Annotated in this window: 10 protein-coding genes; 4 read left to right on the forward strand and 6 right to left on the reverse strand. The window is 56.6% G+C overall.

The features are described 5' to 3' along the window. Nucleotides 1-9: 9 nt before the first annotated feature. A complete protein-coding gene (locus HPC62_RS12735; protein ID WP_172356203.1) occupies nucleotides 10-3,444 on the reverse strand; it encodes a PAS domain-containing sensor histidine kinase in 3,435 nt (1,144 codons plus the stop codon). Nucleotides 3,445-3,893: 449 nt separating this feature from the next. On the opposite strand from HPC62_RS12735, the gene carB reads away from it, so the two are divergent. Beyond that, nucleotides 3,894-7,193, forward strand: a complete 3,300-nt coding sequence (carB, locus tag HPC62_RS12740) for a carbamoyl-phosphate synthase large subunit (protein ID WP_172356206.1) — start codon at nucleotides 3,894-3,896, stop codon at nucleotides 7,191-7,193. A 351-nt stretch (nucleotides 7,194-7,544) separates the two neighbouring features. On the opposite strand, the gene HPC62_RS12745 is transcribed toward carB, so the two are convergent. The 4 genes from HPC62_RS12745 to cobS form a co-directional block, all read right to left on the reverse strand. Further along, entirely contained in the window at nucleotides 7,545-7,733 is a 189-nt protein-coding gene (locus HPC62_RS12745) for a hypothetical protein (RefSeq protein WP_172356208.1), read from the reverse strand. Between the two features lie 941 nt (nucleotides 7,734-8,674). Continuing rightward, nucleotides 8,675-9,325 carry a response regulator transcription factor gene (locus HPC62_RS12750; protein WP_172356211.1) on the reverse strand — a complete coding sequence of 217 codons (651 nt, stop codon included), beginning with the start codon at nucleotides 9,323-9,325 and terminating at the stop codon, nucleotides 8,675-8,677. Nucleotides 9,326-9,583: 258 nt separating this feature from the next. After that, nucleotides 9,584-10,027, reverse strand: a complete 444-nt coding sequence (locus HPC62_RS12755) for a (2Fe-2S) ferredoxin domain-containing protein (RefSeq protein WP_172356213.1) — start codon at nucleotides 10,025-10,027, stop codon at nucleotides 9,584-9,586. Nucleotides 10,028-10,166: 139 nt separating this feature from the next. After that, entirely contained in the window at nucleotides 10,167-10,961 is a 795-nt protein-coding gene (gene cobS / locus HPC62_RS12760; RefSeq protein ID WP_225906618.1) for an adenosylcobinamide-GDP ribazoletransferase, read from the reverse strand. 638 nt (nucleotides 10,962-11,599) lie between these two features. Here cobS and HPC62_RS12765 point away from each other — a divergent pair. Together HPC62_RS12765 and tgt are read left to right on the forward strand one after the other, a co-directional pair. Beyond that, the gene (locus HPC62_RS12765) at nucleotides 11,600-12,058 is read left to right on the forward strand and encodes a hypothetical protein (RefSeq protein WP_172356215.1); all 459 of its coding nucleotides are present in this window, start codon (nucleotides 11,600-11,602) and stop codon (nucleotides 12,056-12,058) included. Between the two features lie 18 nt (nucleotides 12,059-12,076). After that, nucleotides 12,077-13,186 carry a tRNA guanosine(34) transglycosylase Tgt gene (tgt, locus tag HPC62_RS12770; RefSeq protein WP_172356217.1) on the forward strand — a complete coding sequence of 370 codons (1,110 nt, stop codon included), beginning with the start codon at nucleotides 12,077-12,079 and terminating at the stop codon, nucleotides 13,184-13,186. A 39-nt stretch (nucleotides 13,187-13,225) separates the two neighbouring features. Here the strand turns inward: tgt and HPC62_RS12775 are convergent, their stop codons facing one another. Next, nucleotides 13,226-14,218 carry a M48 family metallopeptidase gene (locus HPC62_RS12775; RefSeq protein ID WP_172356219.1) on the reverse strand — a complete coding sequence of 331 codons (993 nt, stop codon included), beginning with the start codon at nucleotides 14,216-14,218 and terminating at the stop codon, nucleotides 13,226-13,228. A gap of 215 nt (nucleotides 14,219-14,433) precedes the next feature. Between HPC62_RS12775 and smc the strand changes: the two genes are divergently transcribed. Next, nucleotides 14,434-18,186 (forward strand): chromosome segregation protein SMC, encoded by a 3,753-nt coding sequence (gene smc / locus HPC62_RS12780; RefSeq protein WP_172356221.1) that lies wholly within the window; start codon nucleotides 14,434-14,436, stop codon nucleotides 18,184-18,186. The last annotated feature ends 4 nt before the right edge of the window (nucleotides 18,187-18,190 follow it).

The raw sequence follows: 18,190 nt of genomic DNA on the forward strand, positions 1-18,190 counted from the left end.
ATGGGTTAGCTAGCTGCTGGACTGCTCGCTGCTGGGGCGATTCCCGTAGGGATTGCTTCGCGAATCGCCCGACTCGGCGGGCTTCATCTGTTTCAGCGGAATCTTGACCACAAACTCCGCCCCGTTGCCCGGTTCCGAGTGGCACTCTAGCGTTCCGCTGTGGCGTTCGGTCACAATCTGATAGCTAATCGACAGCCCCATGCCTGTGCCTTTGCCGACGGACTTGGTTGTGAAGAACGGATCGAATAGACGCTGCCGAATGGCTTCAGGGATGCCGGGGCCGTTGTCGGAGATGCGGATAAACACCCACTGTCCATTCAGCAAATCGGTGCGGATCTTGATGCTGGGCTGGCGTTTTTTGTCCCGAAATGGGCTGTTGGGCTGGGCCATCGCCTCTTCGAGCGCGTCGATGGCATTACTGAGGATGTTCATAAACACCTGGTTGAGCTGGCCCGCATAGCACTCGACGTGGGGCAGGTTGCCGTATTCCTTGAGGATCAGGATTTCGGGGCGATCGCTCTTGCCCTTGAGCCGATTTTGCAAAATCATCAGCGTGCTGTCGATGCCGTCGTGAATGTCTACAGATTTGAACTCGGCTTCGTCCATTCTTGAAAAGGTCCGCAGGGACGCGACGATTTTTTGAATGCGCTCTGCTCCCACGCGCATTGAAGAGATAAGCTTGGGCAGATCTTCCAGCACAAACGGTAGGTCGATCGCGTCTGCCTCGTCCTGAATTTCGGGATGGGGCACGGGATAGTGCTTCTGATACAGACTTAGCAGCCCCAGCAAGTCCTGCGTGTAGCTGCTGGCATGAGACAGGTTGCCGTAGATAAAGTTCACGGGGTTGTTAATCTCATGGGCCACGCCGGCCACCAGTTGCCCCAGGCTCGACATTTTTTCAGCCTGAATCATCTGCGACTGGGTGCGCTGAAGCTGTTGCAGCGCGTTCTGGAGTTCTTCGCTGCGCTGGCGGAGGGTGGCTTCGGAGCGTTCTAGCTCAAGCTGAGCCTGCTTGCGCTCGGTGATGTTGTTCATGATGCCTACCAGACGATAGACTTCACCCGCTTCGTTTTGCAGCAGCGCGCCATGATCTTCCACAAAGATGTAGCTGCCGTTGGCCTGAGCAAAACGGTATTCCACATGGTATTGCGATCGCTCGTTGATGGCTTTTTCCAGCATTTTGGCCGCCCGCTGGCGATCGCTTGGATGAATGCGCTGCTCCCAAGCTTCAACGTCCACCTGCTGAAACTCCTCTGGTGTGTTGCCGGTCATTTGGGCGATCGCTCCCGCCCAGCGGATTTTGCCAGACTTGAAGTCATAGTCGTAGATGAGTTGCCCGGTTTGCTCAGCCACCAGCCGGAACCGCTCCTCGCTTTCGCGTAATGCTGCCTCGGCCTGGCGAAATTCGCGGATATCGCGCATTACTGTAGACAGATAATCGACCTGTCCTTCAGCGTTTTTGTGGGCAATGATTAGTTGCGAAACAGGGATTTCTTCGCCCTCATGCGTCAGAACAGCCGTTTCGCCAATCCACGCCCCTTGTTCAACAGCAGCAGGAATCCCCTCTTGCAAAATGCGCTCTGTAGCCCAAGCAGGATGGAAGTTTGTGAGGGAGTAGTCTGCAAGCGAAGCGTCGAGAGCAATGCCAGCCACTTGGCGGCCAGCCCGATTCATGTAAAAGGGCGTTCCGTCTGGAGCGGTCGTGCCAATCAAGTCGGGGCTGGCTTCCAGAATCTCAATCAAGCGCGATCGCTCTTGCTGCATCTGCTTTTCGCGGGTGATGTCGCGGGCGGTGCCTGTGCTGCCCAAGATATTCCCCTGGTCGTCGCGCAGCACTGCCGCGCTAAACAGCAGCGTCACTCGCTGACCGTCCTTTGTAAGATACACCGACTCGTGGTTCAGCACTGATGTCCCAGAAACCACCCGTCGAAAGATTTCCCGATCTTGCTCTAGCTGTCCCGGTGCCAAAAAGTCGCTAAAGGGACGACCGAGCATTTCCTGAGGCTCATAGCCTAGAATGGTGCGAACGGCTGCATTTACAAAGCTAAAGCAGCCCTCGCGATCGCACGACCAGATCAAATCCTGCGACGTTTCCACCAGCAGCCGATAGCGGTTTTCACTGGCCGTCAGCGCATCTTCAGTTCTGCGGCGGTCGGTGATATTGATCGTGGTGCCAATGATGCGATAGACCTGCCCTTCCGCATTCCGAATCGGCGATAGGGTGGTGTCAAACCACTGGATATCGCCGTCGGAATAGCGAATCCGCTCTTCGTAGGAAATTGAGATGCCTGCTCGAACACAGCGCTCATAGTTCTTCTGAAAGCTCTTGGCTTGAACCGGGTCAAAGATCTCTGCCAGCGTCTTATTTCTAAAAGCTTGCTGAGGAATGCCTGTGATGCGAGTCAGCGTAGTGTTGCAGTCCACGACTCGAAACGCTCCCTCTGGGCTAATATCCACGACAAAAATGCCCTGATCGGTGCCGTTGTAGATGCTGCGAAGAAACTGCTCTTGCTCTTTTAGCTCCGCCGTGCGGGTTTCCACTCTTTCTTCTAGTTCGGCTTTTGCTTGCTCCAGCGCCAGCTCCGCCAGCCGCCGCTCGGTGATGTCGCGCACAGTGACGATGATGAAGTAGTGGCCCTTGGCATCTTGAAATCGCGTCTTGCGATCCATGAAGTAGTGAGTTTCTCCATCGGCTAGCTTGGCGGAGTGTTCAACTACATATTCTTCCCCTGTTGCCAAGACATGCTTATCGATCCTGCGGAGTTGGTCTGCTTCTGCTGCTGGAAACAGGTCGTAGTCTGTTTTGCCAATGAGTTCGCTGCGATCGCGCCCAAGCTGCTGGCACAGCGCCTCGTTGACCAAGACAAACCGAAACTGCTCGTCTTTCACCACCATCAGGTCGGGGTTGCCGTTGATCACGCTGTCGAGAAATCGCTCGGAATCTTGAAGGCGCTGCTCCGTCTGGCGGCGATCGCTCACATCGCTCACCATCGAAATAATGCCAATCACCTCATCGTTGGAATTGACCAGCGGCGTGTTAAACCATTCGCAGGTAATGGTGCGGCCGTCCTTAGTCTGGTTCTCGTTGATGCTGTGGGTTCCATTTTTTTGCTTTAGGATCTGCATCACGATTTCGTTCACCAGATCAAACTGCGACGCTGGCAGGATGAACTGATTGGCGTTGCGTCCTAAAACTTCCTCCGCACTAAATCCAAAAATTCTCTCTGCGCTTGCGTTCCAGCTTATAACTTGTAGCTGGGAGTTCCACTCGATCACGGCCATCGGGCTGCGGTCGATTAGCAAGGAGAGCTTTCGCTCCAGATCGAGGGATGCCTTGCAGGGGTCAGATTGGGCTGGTTTGGGTGGCTTGTTAAGCGATTGGCTGGACAAAGCGACTGGCTGGCTCGACTGAAAACCCTGAGATTCAGAAGGCTGGGAGGTCATAACTGGCTGCAAACGTTAGGTGGACGAAGAGTGGGAAATTCGGGAAGATTCAGGGCTGGTTGTCTAGGGGCGCTGGGGAGGTTCCTGGAGAGGGTGCTGGGGGGCGATCGCCCTAAAGCTCTGCCAAAGTAAACGATCTTAAAGTTATGAAAACTTGCTACTCAGAATTCCCAAATCGAGCGATCAATTCAACCTTGAACCTTGCGGAAGGATTGAAATCTGTCTATAGGCGTAAGGCTGGCAGAAACTTAGACAAACTCAGACTGACGGCGTGATTTGGGCTGTGGGGTGGCCCTGGAATCTCTACAGCCTCTGCTAAACCGCTCAGCGTTCGAGGCAGGTTGGGTTAACCTGCTGACAAATCTGGAGATGATGATAAAAGCACAATCTGTTTTGCGAGAAACCCTCTACAATGTTTTGGATTTCCGCTAGTTCCCCAGGCTGCCGCTATGCCCCGCCGTACTGATATCCGCAAAATTCTTCTAATTGGCTCTGGCCCCATCGTGATTGGGCAAGCCTGCGAGTTTGACTATTCTGGTACCCAGGCCTGCAAAGCGCTGCGCGACGAAGGCTACGAAGTGGTGCTGATCAACTCCAATCCGGCAACCATCATGACCGATCCGGAGACGGCCGATCGCACCTATATCGAGCCGCTGACCCCGGAAATGGTGGAAAAGGTGATCGAAAAGGAGCGCCCTGATGCGCTGCTGCCGACGATGGGCGGACAGACAGCGCTGAACCTAGCAGTGGCGCTGGCCAAAACTGACGTGCTGGAGCGCTACAACGTAGAGCTGATCGGCGCAAAGCTGCCTGCCATCGAGATGGCGGAAGACCGCAAGCTGTTTAAGGAAGCAATGGCGCGGATTGGCGTGCCGGTTTGCCCGTCGGGGCTAGCGCAAACCATGAACGAAGCGAGGGCGATCGCCCAGGAAATCGGCTCCTACCCGCTGATTATCCGCCCCGCCTTTACCCTCGGCGGCACGGGCGGCGGCATTGCCTACAACCAGGAAGAATTTGAGGAAATTGCTCAGTCGGGTCTAGATGCCAGCCCGGTGTCGCAGATTCTCATCGAAAAATCACTCTTGGGCTGGAAGGAATACGAACTGGAGGTGATGCGCGACCTGGCAGATAACGTTGTGATTATTTGCTCGATTGAAAACTTCGACCCGATGGGCGTTCACACGGGCGACTCGATCACCGTTGCTCCGGCGCAAACCCTGACGGATAAGGAATATCAGCGCTTGCGGGATGCGTCGATCAAGATCATCCGCGAAATCGGGGTGGAAACGGGCGGTTCCAACATTCAGTTTTCGGTGAACCCCGACACGGGCGAGTTCATCGTGATCGAGATGAACCCCCGCGTGTCGCGCAGTTCGGCGCTGGCTTCCAAGGCGACAGGCTTCCCAATTGCCAAGATGGCGGCCAAACTGGCGGTGGGCTATACGCTCGACGAAATCCCCAACGACATCACCAAGAAAACGCCCGCCAGTTTTGAACCCACGATCGACTACGTGGTGACGAAAATTCCTCGCTTTGCCTTTGAGAAATTTCCTGGTTCTCAGCCCGTGCTGACGACGCAGATGAAGTCGGTGGGCGAAGCGATGGCCATTGGGCGCACGTTCCAAGAATCGTTCCAAAAAGCGCTGCGATCGCTCGAAACGGGCCGCGCGGGCTGGGGCTGCGACAAAACCGAAAAACTGCCCAGCCTGGAGCAAATTCGTGCGGGTCTGCGGACTCCGAACCCGGATCGGGTGTTTACGCTGCGCCACGCCATGCTGATGGGCATGACGGTGGAGGAAATCTACGAACTCACTGCCATCGACCCGTGGTTTCTTGACAAGCTGGCAGAACTGCTGGAAACAGAGAAATTCCTCAAGCGCACCCCGCTCAACAGCCTCACTCAAGCGCAAATGCTGGCGATCAAGCAGCAGGGCTTTAGCGATCGCCAAATTGCTTTTGCCACCAAAACCACCGAAGACGAGGTTCGCGCTTTCCGCAAGGCCCTGGGCATCGTCCCCACCTATAAAACCGTAGATACCTGCGCCGCCGAGTTTGAGGCGCTAACGCCTTACTACTACTCCGCCTACGAAACACCCGTCGAAGTGGTCAATGGAGACGCAGGTTCGGAACAAGCCGCCGCGCCAGAGTCGGAGGTCTTGCCCTCAACCCGGCGCAAGGTCATGATCCTGGGCGGCGGGCCAAACCGCATCGGGCAGGGCATCGAGTTTGACTATTGCTGCTGCCATGCGTCCTTTGCGCTGCAAGCCGAAGGGTTTGAGACAATCATGGTCAATTCCAACCCGGAAACGGTTTCTACGGACTATGACACGAGCGATCGCCTCTATTTTGAGCCACTCACCAAAGAGGACGTGCTGAATATTATCGAAGCGGAGCAGCCCGCTGGCATTATCAACCAGTTTGGTGGCCAGACCCCGCTCAAGCTGGCCCTGCCGCTGCAAAAGGCGCTGCCCATCTGCGACTCGCCGCAGACCCAAATCTGGGGCACCTCGCCCGACTCGATTGACACCGCCGAAGACCGGGAGCGATTCGAGAAAATCTTGCGGGAGCTAGAGATTCGCCAGCCCGCCAACGGCATCGCCCGCAGCACCGCCGAAGCGCTGGAGGTGGCCAAGAAAATTGGCTATCCCGTGGTGGTGCGCCCCAGCTACGTGCTGGGCGGTCGGGCGATGGAAATTGTATATTCCGACAAAGACCTGGAGCGCTACATGACCTACGCGGTGCAGGTCGAGCCAGATCACCCCATCCTGGTGGATCAGTATTTGGAAAACGCGATCGAGGTGGATGTGGATGCGATCGCCGATGCTACTGGCCACGTCGTCATCGGCGGCATCATGGAACACATTGAGCAAGCGGGCATTCACTCTGGCGACTCTGCCTGCTCGATTCCCACCGTCACCCTTGGCCCCGACACGCTGGAAACCATCCGCACCTGGACGACGAAACTCGCCAAAGCGCTGAACGTCGTCGGTCTGATGAACGTACAGTACGCCATCCAAGGCACGGTCGAGGGCGATGTGGTCTACATTTTGGAAGCCAACCCCCGCGCCTCGCGCACCGTTCCTTTTGTGTCTAAGGCGATCGGCAAGCCCCTGGCCAAGCTGGCATCCCTGGTCATGTCGGGCAAGACCCTGGCGGAGCTAAACTTCACGCAGGAAATCATTCCCCAGCACATTGCGGTGAAAGAGGCCGTGCTGCCCTTTTCCAAGTTTCCCGGCACGGATATTATTCTTGGCCCCGAAATGCGCTCCACGGGCGAAGTGATGGGCATTGACACCGACTTTGGCAAAGCCTTTGCCAAGGCAGAGCTAGCGGCTTCGCAGGTGTTGCCGCTGGGGGGCACGGTCTTCGTTTCGATGAACGACCGCGACAAGCAGGCTGCTGTGCCTGTGGTGAAGGATTTGCAGGCCTTGGGGCTGCACGTTGTGGCGACGGAGGGGACTCGCCGCGTCCTCAAAGAAAATGGACTGGATGTGGATCTGGTGCTGAAGGTGCATGAGGGTCGTCCTAACGTGATGGATTCCATCAAAAACCAGCAGATTCAGCTTGTGGTCAACACGCCCTTGGGCGAGACGGCTCAGGTGGACGATCGCGCAATTCGCCGCACTGCCCTGTCTTATAAAATTCCTGTTGTCACCACGATCGCCGGAGCCAAGGCCAGCACGGCTGCGATTCGCTCTCTCCAGTCCGAGCCGCTGGAGGTCAAGGCGCTGCAAGACTACATGAGCTAGCTGCCACGTCGAAACCGTTGTGCTAGCAAGCTACTCCACAAGCTGCTCTAACTGAAAGAGGTCTTGAATCGGGATTCCAATTCAAGACCTCTCGTTTTTATATCTGTCTATGTCCTGCGCTTCTGGAGAAGCTGCCCAGACGCTTGCAATTTCCTGGAACACAGGAGAACCGAGTGAGCCATCTACAAACTCGCATTACAATTTGCATGAATTTGTAAAAGTAGTGTGAACTCTGGCAGAAACGGCTTTTCTAGAGGGCGATGAGACTTGTATGATTCAAGCTCAGCGTAGATATTAAAGTGAAATTAAATCCAACACTACTGCGGAGCGCCGTCCCTTAGCCTCAGTTCTCTACTTTTCGACCGTCTCTTGGTGAAGAGTTGCCGCCTGGTCTTCTTCGGGAAAATAGGTATCTACGTCCCACGGATCGTCTGCCACGATGTCTTGACGAATCCACAGTTTCAGGCGATGCCAGAGGCTTGGCTTTCGACCTGCTTCTTGATTTGGAAAGAGGGTGTTGCTAGGGGTGTTTGAGTTCATGGTTAAACGTGAGAGTGTCTGAACTTAGAGCGGGACTTCTCGAAACTGTCTTAGAAAGTTCAGCTTAGAGAGTTCAAAGAGCGGTCATCGAATCTTCTGAGTCTTAAGTTTTGAGTCTCAAATGTTGGATGCTCGACCAGCGCACCGTGCGAGAACTCGCCCTTCAGAGGATCTGTGAGCGCCTTAGCGAGATAAACCTATCTGCGGCGGATGGAATGCGCCTTCAGCTTCTCGCAAGCTTAGCCAGCCAAACCAGGGACTAAACCGCTGATCTGACTGCACCCATACGTTAGACCTCTTTAGATTTATTCTATCTTTGCTAGGTTTGACCGGACAAAACCAGTCTGTCCAAGCAAAACTGTCGAAACGCAGCCTGTAGACGCAGCGTCTAGCCAGTTTCGATGCGTTTCAAAAACAGCGCCTAGCAATGACCACTGAAAAGAATCAGTGGCGAGGTGCTGATGCTGTCGTGCAAAGTGCCTAAGCAACCGCACGACCTGTGAATGAGTGACCCAGACAACATAGCGAAATCAGCCTGCTGTTGAACGGTCACCAAGCTAGACAAGCTTGGCGGGCGATCGCCAGCGGCTTCAGTCATCATAACCAAGACCAGTAGCGACACTGAGGGAAGGCGTAGTGATCGAAACTTTTAGTATTAAGCAGAGTTTATTTTGGGATGTCAAGCAAGACCCGTACTTCTACGGTTGAGATCCGTTGTCTTCATCCGTTCTTCATCCTAAGCCTGCCACATCAGCCCTTCTGCTGCATGGCTTTCAGAAGCAACACCGGTTTTCCATAAAAAACATTAAGAAAATCTTACTTCGGTCATGAAACCTACAAAAAACAAGTACGGCCGCCTTCCGATGGCGACCGTACTCGAAGTTGAAGGCTTAGAGGTTAAAGACCTACAAGTTAAAGACCCATAAAGTCAACCTATAAAGCTACGCCATACTGTTTTCGATCGCCCAGCGAGCCAGTTCAGTGCGGTTGTGTAGTCCTGTTTTGCCCAGCATGTTGCTGACGTGGCTTTCAATCGTTCTCTGGCTCACGTTCAGCTTCTCGGCAATTTCTCGGTTTGCCATGCCCTGGGCGACAAACTGCACCACCCGCAGCTCGGTCGGCGTTAGCTCAACGTCGAAGGGCACCTGAATTTTGGGGGCGCTGTCCAGCCCCTTGTCCTGCCGCTGAATCAATCGAGAGGCTTGCTTGAGAGAAGACTCTACCTGGGCAACCAGTTCTTCTGGCTCGAAGGGCTTCACCATGTACACGTCAGCGCCAGTGTTCAAGCCCTTGATTTTGTCCTGGCTCTGCCCTTTCGCAGAGAGAAACAGCACTGGAATCCAGCTCGTGCGTGGATCTTTTCTGACTTGCTCCACCAGCGAGTAGCCATCCATCTGCGGCATCATTACATCGCAGATGATCATGTCTGGTGTCTCTTTTTGCAGCACTTCTAGCGCTTCTTGACCGTTCTCTGAGGTGATGACCTCATACCCCCGAAACTCTAGGTAGTCCTTTACGAGCAGAATGAGGTTTGGGTCGTCGTCAATTAATAAAAGTCGCTTGTGCTCTCCCACACTGGCTTCCTTTGTCATGCTACATCACTCGCCATGCCTGAGTTGAGATGAATCGTGCTAATAAATGATACCCAGTAGATCCACAGAGCGCACAACTTAGCCCAAGAACCTGAAGAAATTTTGTATTGCCTGATTTGCGTTGCCTGATTTGCCTGGCCTGACTTTGTGCCGAAGTCAAGGCTTCGTGAAGACATTCCGCCCTTCAGTAGACCTGTCTACATCATACTGAGCGCAAGCGGGAAATCCGCATAGTTAAGCAATGTTGAAATTAATAGATTAATCTTTGCTTTCTGACTGTAGCGCGTCCAGATTCAACCTGCCATGTGTTTTCAATTCATCGGATGGCGCAGGTAGCGGGTGAACTAGGAAGGCGTAGTCCTGGACGATTTGATTGCCAAGCAGGTGCTTCTGGATGATTTCTTCAATCACGGTCGGGGTGGCGCTGTGATACCATACCCCGTCGGGATAGACCACCAAAATGGGGCCTTGCTGACAAACCCGCAGGCAGTTGGCTTTGGTGCGAAAAACGCAGGTGGGGCGATCGCCCGTGGGTTGGTCTAGTCCCAATTCCTTTAGTCGCTTTTTCAAATAATCCCACGCCACCAGGCTGTCGCCCTTGTCGCAGCACTTGGGCACGGTCTGATCAGCGCAGATAAAAACGTGGCGCTCGATTTGCGGCAGATGGAGCGCAGCGACACAGGTAGAGAGGGGGGTAGTCATGGGAGGGAAGGTTAGGGGGATAGAGGGACGAGGGGGGAGAGAGGGAAAAAATGAAGAACGAAGAACGAAAAACGAAGAAAGAAGAACGAAAAACGGAACCTCTTCGTTCTTCTCTCTTCATTCTTCGCTCCAACACTCCTTAAGCCAGGGTACACAACACTAGCACCAACGCCTCTGTCCATTCCACGACCGCGCCGTAGGTGTCGCCCGTATGTCCTCCCAGGCGGCGATGAAACCAGGCGGGAAGCAGGAGGGCGATCGCCCCAGCACCCAGCCCTAAAATCAGGCTCCAGCGCCACGGGTCAGGATTTGCCAGGGCGGGGTAGAGGCTGAGGCTGAGCAGCAGCAGCAGGCTGGGTAGGGTGTGGGCAGGACTGGGCAGGGCGGCTTTGTGAAAGGCTCCTTTGCCGGTGGGCTTGAGATAGGGATAGCAGGCGATCGCCACTTGCTGACCCCAGCGCCCCCAGCCCGCCGCCAGTGCGAGCAACAGCGGGCGCGGCAGGGCGGGGTCTACCAGATCGGTCAGGGCAGCGGTTTTGAGCAGAAGAAGGGCGATCGCCGCCATCACACCAAACGCGCCGGCACGGCTATCGGCCATCACCGCCAGGCGACGCTGCGGGTCGAGGACGGCCAGCCCATCAGCGGTGTCCATTGCACCGTCTAAATGCAGCCCGCCCGTCACCCCCACCCATAGCCCAACTACCACCACGCTGCGGGTTAGCACGGGCATTCCCAACTGATGCAAACTGGCATCCACTAGCCCCAGCAGCGCCCCAATCAGCAGACCAACCACGGGAGCCATGCGGGCGACTTGCGGAAAAGCCGGATGCATCCAGTCGGGCACGGGCAGGCAGGTATAGAAGGCGATCGCCCCTGCCAGCGTTTGCGCCAGGTTCACAATCGCTGCGCTTAGCGTAGAACCCCACTGACTCAAGCCATTTGCCTCCTTCGCTCAGCCTGTAGACAGGACAATCAGTACCCGTGGCTAGCACATTTGATCTAGATCCGCATCAGCCATGACGCTGACTCACATTGCTCAAGCCGCGCCATACTTTAGGCAAGTTCCAATTAACCACAATAAAACCTACATGAAACCTATAGGACTTACGCACTTGCGATGAATTTCCCAGGTTTTGGACGACTTCTCGTGGGCGCAGCCCGCGAGAAATCGTTCAAATGCGTCAGTCCTAACCTACATAAAATTTGGCGAGGTCAGGAGCAAACAAGGGTCAAGGCTTGAGGACTGTCAAAATTGACACCCAAAATGACGCTAAAAATGGTTCAAGCTGGCTGTGAGTGCCCATCCCAAGATTCCCCCTCCCATCAGGCAAGGAATCTTGAGATATGATCTACTCAGGCTCAGTCAGGTTAGCTGAAATATTGCCAGATTTACCGTCTCGCTGGCTATGGCTCCTGGCTATGGCGGGTTCTCTCACTCTGGGCGACTGTTCTCAGGGTTTTACGGTTTTCTCTGTCTCTGGTCTAGGCTGCATGGACGCAGCCACCTCGCTGTTCCAGTTCCTTTAGCTCACTCCAGATTCGGATTCTGGTGCGATCGCAGGTTTTCTTGTTATGAGTCACGATTCACCATCCAGTAACCCCCGACTTCCTGCCCCTTGCCTTGTGGACACAGGCATCCTGGTCAACAAGCAAGACATGCAGCGGCTCCTGGCAGATCTCCACCAAGTCCGCTACTGCTACATCCAGGACGGAATCCCCGGCAGCGAGTGCGAAGGTTACGTGATGGAAGTTTTTTCCGATCCCCAGTGTTCTAGCCTGGTGGCAAACCACACGCTCTATCTCAACGTCCAGAGCTTCGATTACTTGCAGATGTCTCAGTTGCCAGAGGGCGAAGCCTGCTTTGATCTGGTGCAAGACAATCGCCTACTGCGGCTGGTGCCCCTGTCGAACCCGCTGGATGACCAAAACTGTCGCAGGCTAAACGCAGCAGCCCTAGAAGCAGTGGTCACGGAAGTCCTGTCTGCGGGGTGGGATGTCCGGATTGACGACGAAGAAAATTTTTCAATGTAGCGGACGCTAGAGCAGCTCTTGGGCAGTCATTTTTCGTATACGTGTCAGGCGCGGTGCTGCGTCACAAAGGCGCGGGCAGGCGTGTTTCATACGCCCCACGGTGTGGTTGAAACGCCGCGATTTATGCCCGTGGGCACGCTGGCCAACGTGAAAACCGTCACGCCTGCCCAACTGAGGGGCACGGGCGCACAGATGGTGCTGGCAAACACCTATCACCTGCACTTGCAGCCGGGGGAGGATCTGGTGGCCGAGGCAGGCGGGCTGCATCGGTTTATGGGCTGGGATGGGCCAATGCTGACGGATTCGGGCGGGTTTCAGGTCTTCAGCCTGAGCGAGATGCGCCAAATTTCCGATGAAGGCGTGACCTTTCGATCGCCCCGCGATGGCAAGATTATCCAGATTACGCCAGAGCGCTCGATTCAAATTCAGAACGCGCTGGGGGCCGACGTGATTATGGCCTTTGATGAGTGCCCGCCCCACCCGGCGACCTGGGACGAAGTGAAGCGGGCAACCGATCGCACGATGCGCTGGCTGGAACGGTGCTTTGTGGCCCACACCCGGACGGATCAGGCGCTGTTCCCGATTGTGCAGGGCGGTGTGTATCCTGATTTGCGGCAGGAAGCGGCCGAGGCGATCGCCCAGTATGAGGCCTTCGGCTATGCCATCGGCGGTGTCAGCGTCGGGGAGCCACCGGAACTGATCGAGAAAATTGTGCAGGTGACGGCTCCGCTGCTGCCAGAAGACAAACCGCGCTACCTGATGGGCGTGGGCACGCACAAAGAAATGGTGCGGGCGATCGCCGCTGGGGTGGATTTGTTTGACTGCGTGATTCCGACCCGACTGGCGCGACACGGTGCGGCGCTGGTGCAGGGCGATCGCTGGAATTTGAAAAACAACCGCTTTCGCCGCGATTTCACGCCGCTAGACGACACTTGCCCCTGCTACACCTGCCAAAATTTCACCCGCGCCTATATCAGTCATCTGCTGCACGCCCGCGAAATTCTGGCGTTTACGCTTATCTCCATTCACAACATCACGGAACTGGTGCGCTTTACCCAGCGGATTCGAGAGGCGATTTTGGGCGATCGCTTTGCTGTGGAATTTGCCGAGTGGCTGGGGCACGGTTGAGTTTGGATTGGGGATTGGGGATTGGGGGTTCAAGCCCTGTTATTCTGAGCGCGATCGCCGGATGCGGTCAATTTCTCGCTGCAACTCTGCCACTTCGCGCCGCAGCCGCTCCACATCGGCCTCGCCCGTGGACGACGATTCACTACTGGGGGATGGCGGCTCTGCGTCCACTGTCGGCTCTCCAGCGCGGCGATAGTTGCCTGCGCGAATCTGCCGCAGTTCTTCCGATTCCGACCATTCTTTCAGAAAATGCACCCGCTCCACGGTGAACGGATGCGTCTGAAAAAATCCCTGCGATAGGTTGTTATACAGCAGAAACTTGTAGACCTGGTTGATGCCGTCTTGATCTAGATTCTGGTAGCGCTCTGACTGGCGCGAGAATTCTTCCAGGCTCAGCTCGTGGGCATAGCGGCTGCTGCCGCCTGCCAGCTTCATCATGTTTTGCAGCACGGGCTTTACGTCGTCCATTACCAGCAGCGCCGCCCGGTCGGCCGACAGTTCCGCCTTCCGCAGCCATTCATAAAAGGCCAGGATTAGCCCCGTACTGACGAGGCTGCTCAGCCCAAAGGTCATCTCTGCCAATCCCGATGCAGCGGTGATGACCCAGCTTGCCATCTGCGTCAGCGTCGTGTGTCCACATTTTAGATGTCCCAGTTCGTGAGCTAGGACGGCTTTTATCTCGGCCTCGTCGCTCAGGTCAAGCAGGGCCGTGCTTAGCACCACGCAGGGCCGCTCTTGCCCCAGCGCGTAGGCGTTTACCATCGGCGATTGGGAGACAAACAGCGTCGGCTCTGGCGCAATATCGAGCGATCGCAGGCATTCCCGAAACATCTGAAACAGCGTGGAATATTGCCGTGGCCCCACCTCGATGGCATTGCCCAACAAAAACACCTGCCGCGGCCGCTCATAAACGAATTCCACAAAGCGCCGTGCCACCAGGTCAAACCCCGGCACGCTGCGGAGCGTCTGCTCGGCCTGCTGATCGAGCGGGTGACGGAAGGCTTCGCTGGAGATTCCGGGATAGACGGGCATAGGGCGAGGTTGGGGAAGAAGGGGCTGATGAAGAGAGATTGTTTGCTGAACCTCCGCTACTCTAGCGGCTGGCCACTGCGTCTGGGGAAGCATGAAGCCTCTCTTAAACTTTATGGTGGCTTCCTGGCTCAAGGCCAAGTTTTTTTGTTAAAACTGGTGTTCAGTAGTCCAGCGGATTAGTATATTCGTATTAACCTCTCTGCTCCTGCCCCTTTGTGCACGTCAAGCGCGTAGAACTGTCTCACTTCAAATCCTTTGGTGGCACAACGCAGGTTCCGTTGCTGCCGGGGTTTACCGTGATTTCTGGCCCAAACGGATCGGGCAAGTCGAATATTCTGGATGCGCTGCTGTTTGCGCTGGGGTTGGCGGGTTCCAAAGGAATGCGGGCAGAGCGCCTGCCAGATTTGGTGAACCAGAGCGTGGCCAGTCGCGGCCGCAGCACGGTGGAAGCCAGCGTCACCGTTACCTTTGCGCTGGATGAAGAAGACATCGCGGCCTACCAGGGCGATGACGATCCTCTGCCCAGCGCTGATCTGGCCTTTGGTGAAGGCAATGGACAGATAGATGCCGCCCCCCAGAACGGATATCTGAATGACAATCATGGCAATCACGGCAATCACGGGAGCGGCAGTCCTAGCAACGGCAGCGGCAAAAAGCCGGATGCCAGCCAGCTTGGTGTTGCCCCGGTGATGGTTCCTTTCAACGAATGGAGCGTGACGCGCAAGCTGCGGGTGACGCAGCAGGGAACCTACACCTCGAACTATTACATCAACGGACAGCCCTGCACGCTGAACGAACTGCATGAGCAGCTTCACCGCTTTCGGATTTATCCCGAAGGCTATAACGTGGTGCTGCAAGGCGACGTCACCAGCATTATTTCCATGAATCCCCGTGAACGGCGGGAAATTATTGATGAATTGGCGGGCGTGGCGGCGTTTGACCGCAAGATTTCCCAAGCAAAGGACAAGCTGGATGCGGTGAAGGAGCGGGAAGAGAAGTTTCGCATTGTGGAGCGGGAGTTAATCGAGCAGCGCGATCGCCTCGCTCAGGATCGCCTCAAGGCAGAGAAATATAAGCGACTCAAAGCCGAGTTTCAGTCCAAAAGCCAGTGGGAAGTGGTGCTGAACTGGCAGAGTCAGCAAGACCAGGCGCAGAAGCTCCAGCAGCAGATCGAGGAGGGCGATCGCGCTCTGGCGGAAACTGCTACACAACTGACGGCGCTGGCGACCGAAATTCAGCAAATTACCGCTGATCTAGAGCGGCTGAATGCGCGGGTGAAGGCGCTGGGCGAAGACGAGCAGTTGGCGCTGCAATCCACCCTAGCGACGCACGAAGCCGAACTGCGCCAGCTCCAGCGGCAAGAGCAGGACCTCCTGACGGCGAACCGCGACACGATGGCGCAGATTGCCCAGGCGCAGCAGGCGCTTCAGGAGCAAATGCAGATGCTAGAACAGGCTTCTGCGGATCAGCAGCGCATCGAAACCCAGGAAATTGCTGCCCTCCAGGCGGCCCGCGATCGCGCTCAGCGGGCCCTGCAAGCTAGCCGGGAACAGTCCAGCGCGATCGCTGAAGCGTCGGAGGCCTGGGTGCAGGAGCAAGCCGCCCTGCGTCGCCAGATGGAGGAGTTGCTGAACCAAATTGAGCCGCAGCGCACGGAGCAGGCGCGGCTGCAAGAGCGAGTGTCGCAGCTCCGCGCCAAGATTCAGGAACAGACGGAAGCGCTGGGGGCGATCGCCCAATCGCTGGCTGAAAAGCAGTCCGAGCAATCTACCGTTGAAGCGCAGCGGGCCGAGGCTGAAACCCAGGTGCAGCGACTCGCTCAAGCGCTTACCGAAGCCGAGCAAGACCTCCGGACCCAGCAAGACACCCAGACCCGTCTGCTGAACGAGCAGCGCGACAAACAGCGCCAGCTTGACCGTCTGGAAGCCCAGACTCAGGCGATGCAGGAGGCCCAGGGCACCGGAGCCAGCCAGGTGATTTTGAGCGCAGGTATTGACGGGGTTCACGGGCTGGTGGCACAACTGGGGCGAGTCGATTCGCCCTATCAACTGGCGCTGGAAATTGCGGCGGGCGGCCGCCTGGGCAATCTGGTGGTGGAAGACGACCGGATCGCAGCGCGGTGCATCGACCTGCTGAAGCAGCGGCGGGCGGGTCGAGCCACCTTCCTGCCGATGAACAAAATCCGCGTGCCGCAGTTTACGGAAATCCCAAAGGGTAACCGACCAGACGGGTTTGTGGACTATGCGGTGAACCTGATTGACTGCGATCGCCGCTTTGAGGATGTGTTTGCCTATGTCTTTGGCAGCACGGTGGTCTTTCGCACGCTAGAACAGGCGCGACCGCACTTGGGCAAATATCGCATTGTGACGCTGGACGGCGAACTGCTGGAAACCAGCGGCGCGATGACGGGCGGCAGCGTGTCCCAGCGGCAAGGCTCTCTGAGATTTGGCACAGTGCAGCCGGGAGAATCGGCCGAAGCGGCCACATTGCGCGATCGCCTCTCGGAAATCGACACCATTCTGCGGCGCTGTGAAAGGGCGATCGCCCAGGGCACAGAAGCCGTCCGCACCCACACCCAGGCGCTCAACGAAGCCCGCCAGCAGCAGCGTGCAGTGCAACTCCAGGCAGACCAATTCCAGACCCAACTGGCAGCACTGGTGACCCAAGAAGGGCAGCTTCGCACCCAGCTTTCGCAAAACCGCCAGGAGCTTGGCCCTGCCGAAGAGCGCCTGCAAACGTTGGAACGCGACCTGCCCGCCCAGGAAGCCGAACTCCAGCGCCAGCGACAAGTCCTGGCAGACCTGGAGCAATCCCAGACTCACAGCGAGTGGCAGCAGATTCAAGCCACTATTCGTCAGCAGGAGGCAGAACTGGGCGATCGCCAGCTTGCCCTGCGATCTGCCGAACAGCGGGTTCAAGACCTGGAAATTCAGCGGCAGCGCCTCCAGGAAAAAATCGCCCAGCTAAATCAGCGGCTGCACGATCTCCGTACTCAGCAGACGACGCAGATGCAGCAGCGATCTGCGCTGGGGACTCAGCAGACCGCCCTCAGCCAGACCATCGCCCAGACTCGTGCGGCGCTGGATTCGCTGGAGGCCTCCCTCGCGTCGGAAAAACAGGAGCGCGATCGCACGGAACGCCTCTTGCGCGATCGCCAAACCGCTCAGCAACAGGCCGACTGGCAGCGCCAAAAACTCCAGGAAACCCAGCAGACCCGCCGCGAAAGCTTGGCCACGCTCCAGGCAGCGCTAGAAGCAAAGCGGGCGGAGTTACCAGACCCATTACCAGAGTTGCCCGATCCGCTGCCCGACCTGGGCGAATTGCAGCACGAACTGCGATCGCTCCAGCGCCGCATCGAAAATATGGAACCTGTCAACATGCTGGCCCTGGAAGAATACGAGCGCACCCAGGAGCGTCTGGAAGACCTCAGCCAAAAGCTCGGCACGCTGGACGAAGAGCGCAGCGAGCTGCTCCTCCGCATCGAAAACTTCACCACCCTACGTCAGCGAGCCTTCAAGGAGGCTTTCGACGCGGTGAACGTAAACTTTCAGTCCATCTTTGCCGAACTGTCCGACGGCGATGGCTATTTGCAACTCGACGACCCCAACGATCCCTTTGGCAGTGGGCTAAATCTGGTTGCTCATCCCAAGGGCAAGCCCGTCCGCCGCCTCGCCTCTATGTCTGGGGGCGAAAAATCCCTCACTGCCCTCAGCTTCATTTTTGCTCTCCAGCGCTATCGTCCCTCACCCTTCTACGCTTTCGACGAAGTGGATATGTTCCTGGATGGCGCAAACGTGGAGCGTCTTTCCCGGATGATTAAGCACCAGGCCCAGCAGGCTCAGTTCATCGTTGTCAGCCTGCGCCGCCCAATGATCGAAGCCGCCCAGCGCACCATCGGCGTAACCCAGGCGCGGGGAGCCTATACGCAGGTGCTGGGCATCGACTTGCAGCAGAACGTTTCGGGGTGAGGGA

Source organism: Thermoleptolyngbya sichuanensis A183, assembly GCF_013177315.1.
Taxonomy (GTDB): Bacteria; Cyanobacteriota; Cyanobacteriia; order Elainellales; family Elainellaceae; genus Thermoleptolyngbya; species Thermoleptolyngbya sichuanensis.

What these genes read in the sequence shown, in the direction of transcription:
- HPC62_RS12735 (WP_172356203.1), bottom strand. Translation starts at nt 3,444, where the DNA reads ATGACCTCCCAGCCTTCTGAATCTCAGGGTTTTCAGTCGAGCCAGCCA.
- carB (WP_172356206.1), top strand. Translation starts at nt 3,894, where the DNA reads ATGCCCCGCCGTACTGATATCCGCAAAATTCTTCTAATTGGCTCTGGC.
- HPC62_RS12745 (WP_172356208.1), bottom strand. Translation starts at nt 7,733, where the DNA reads ATGAACTCAAACACCCCTAGCAACACCCTCTTTCCAAATCAAGAAGCA.
- HPC62_RS12750 (WP_172356211.1), bottom strand. Translation starts at nt 9,325, where the DNA reads ATGACAAAGGAAGCCAGTGTGGGAGAGCACAAGCGACTTTTATTAATT.
- HPC62_RS12755 (WP_172356213.1), bottom strand. Translation starts at nt 10,027, where the DNA reads ATGACTACCCCCCTCTCTACCTGTGTCGCTGCGCTCCATCTGCCGCAA.
- HPC62_RS12765 (WP_172356215.1), top strand. Translation starts at nt 11,600, where the DNA reads ATGAGTCACGATTCACCATCCAGTAACCCCCGACTTCCTGCCCCTTGC.
- HPC62_RS12775 (WP_172356219.1), bottom strand. Translation starts at nt 14,218, where the DNA reads ATGCCCGTCTATCCCGGAATCTCCAGCGAAGCCTTCCGTCACCCGCTC.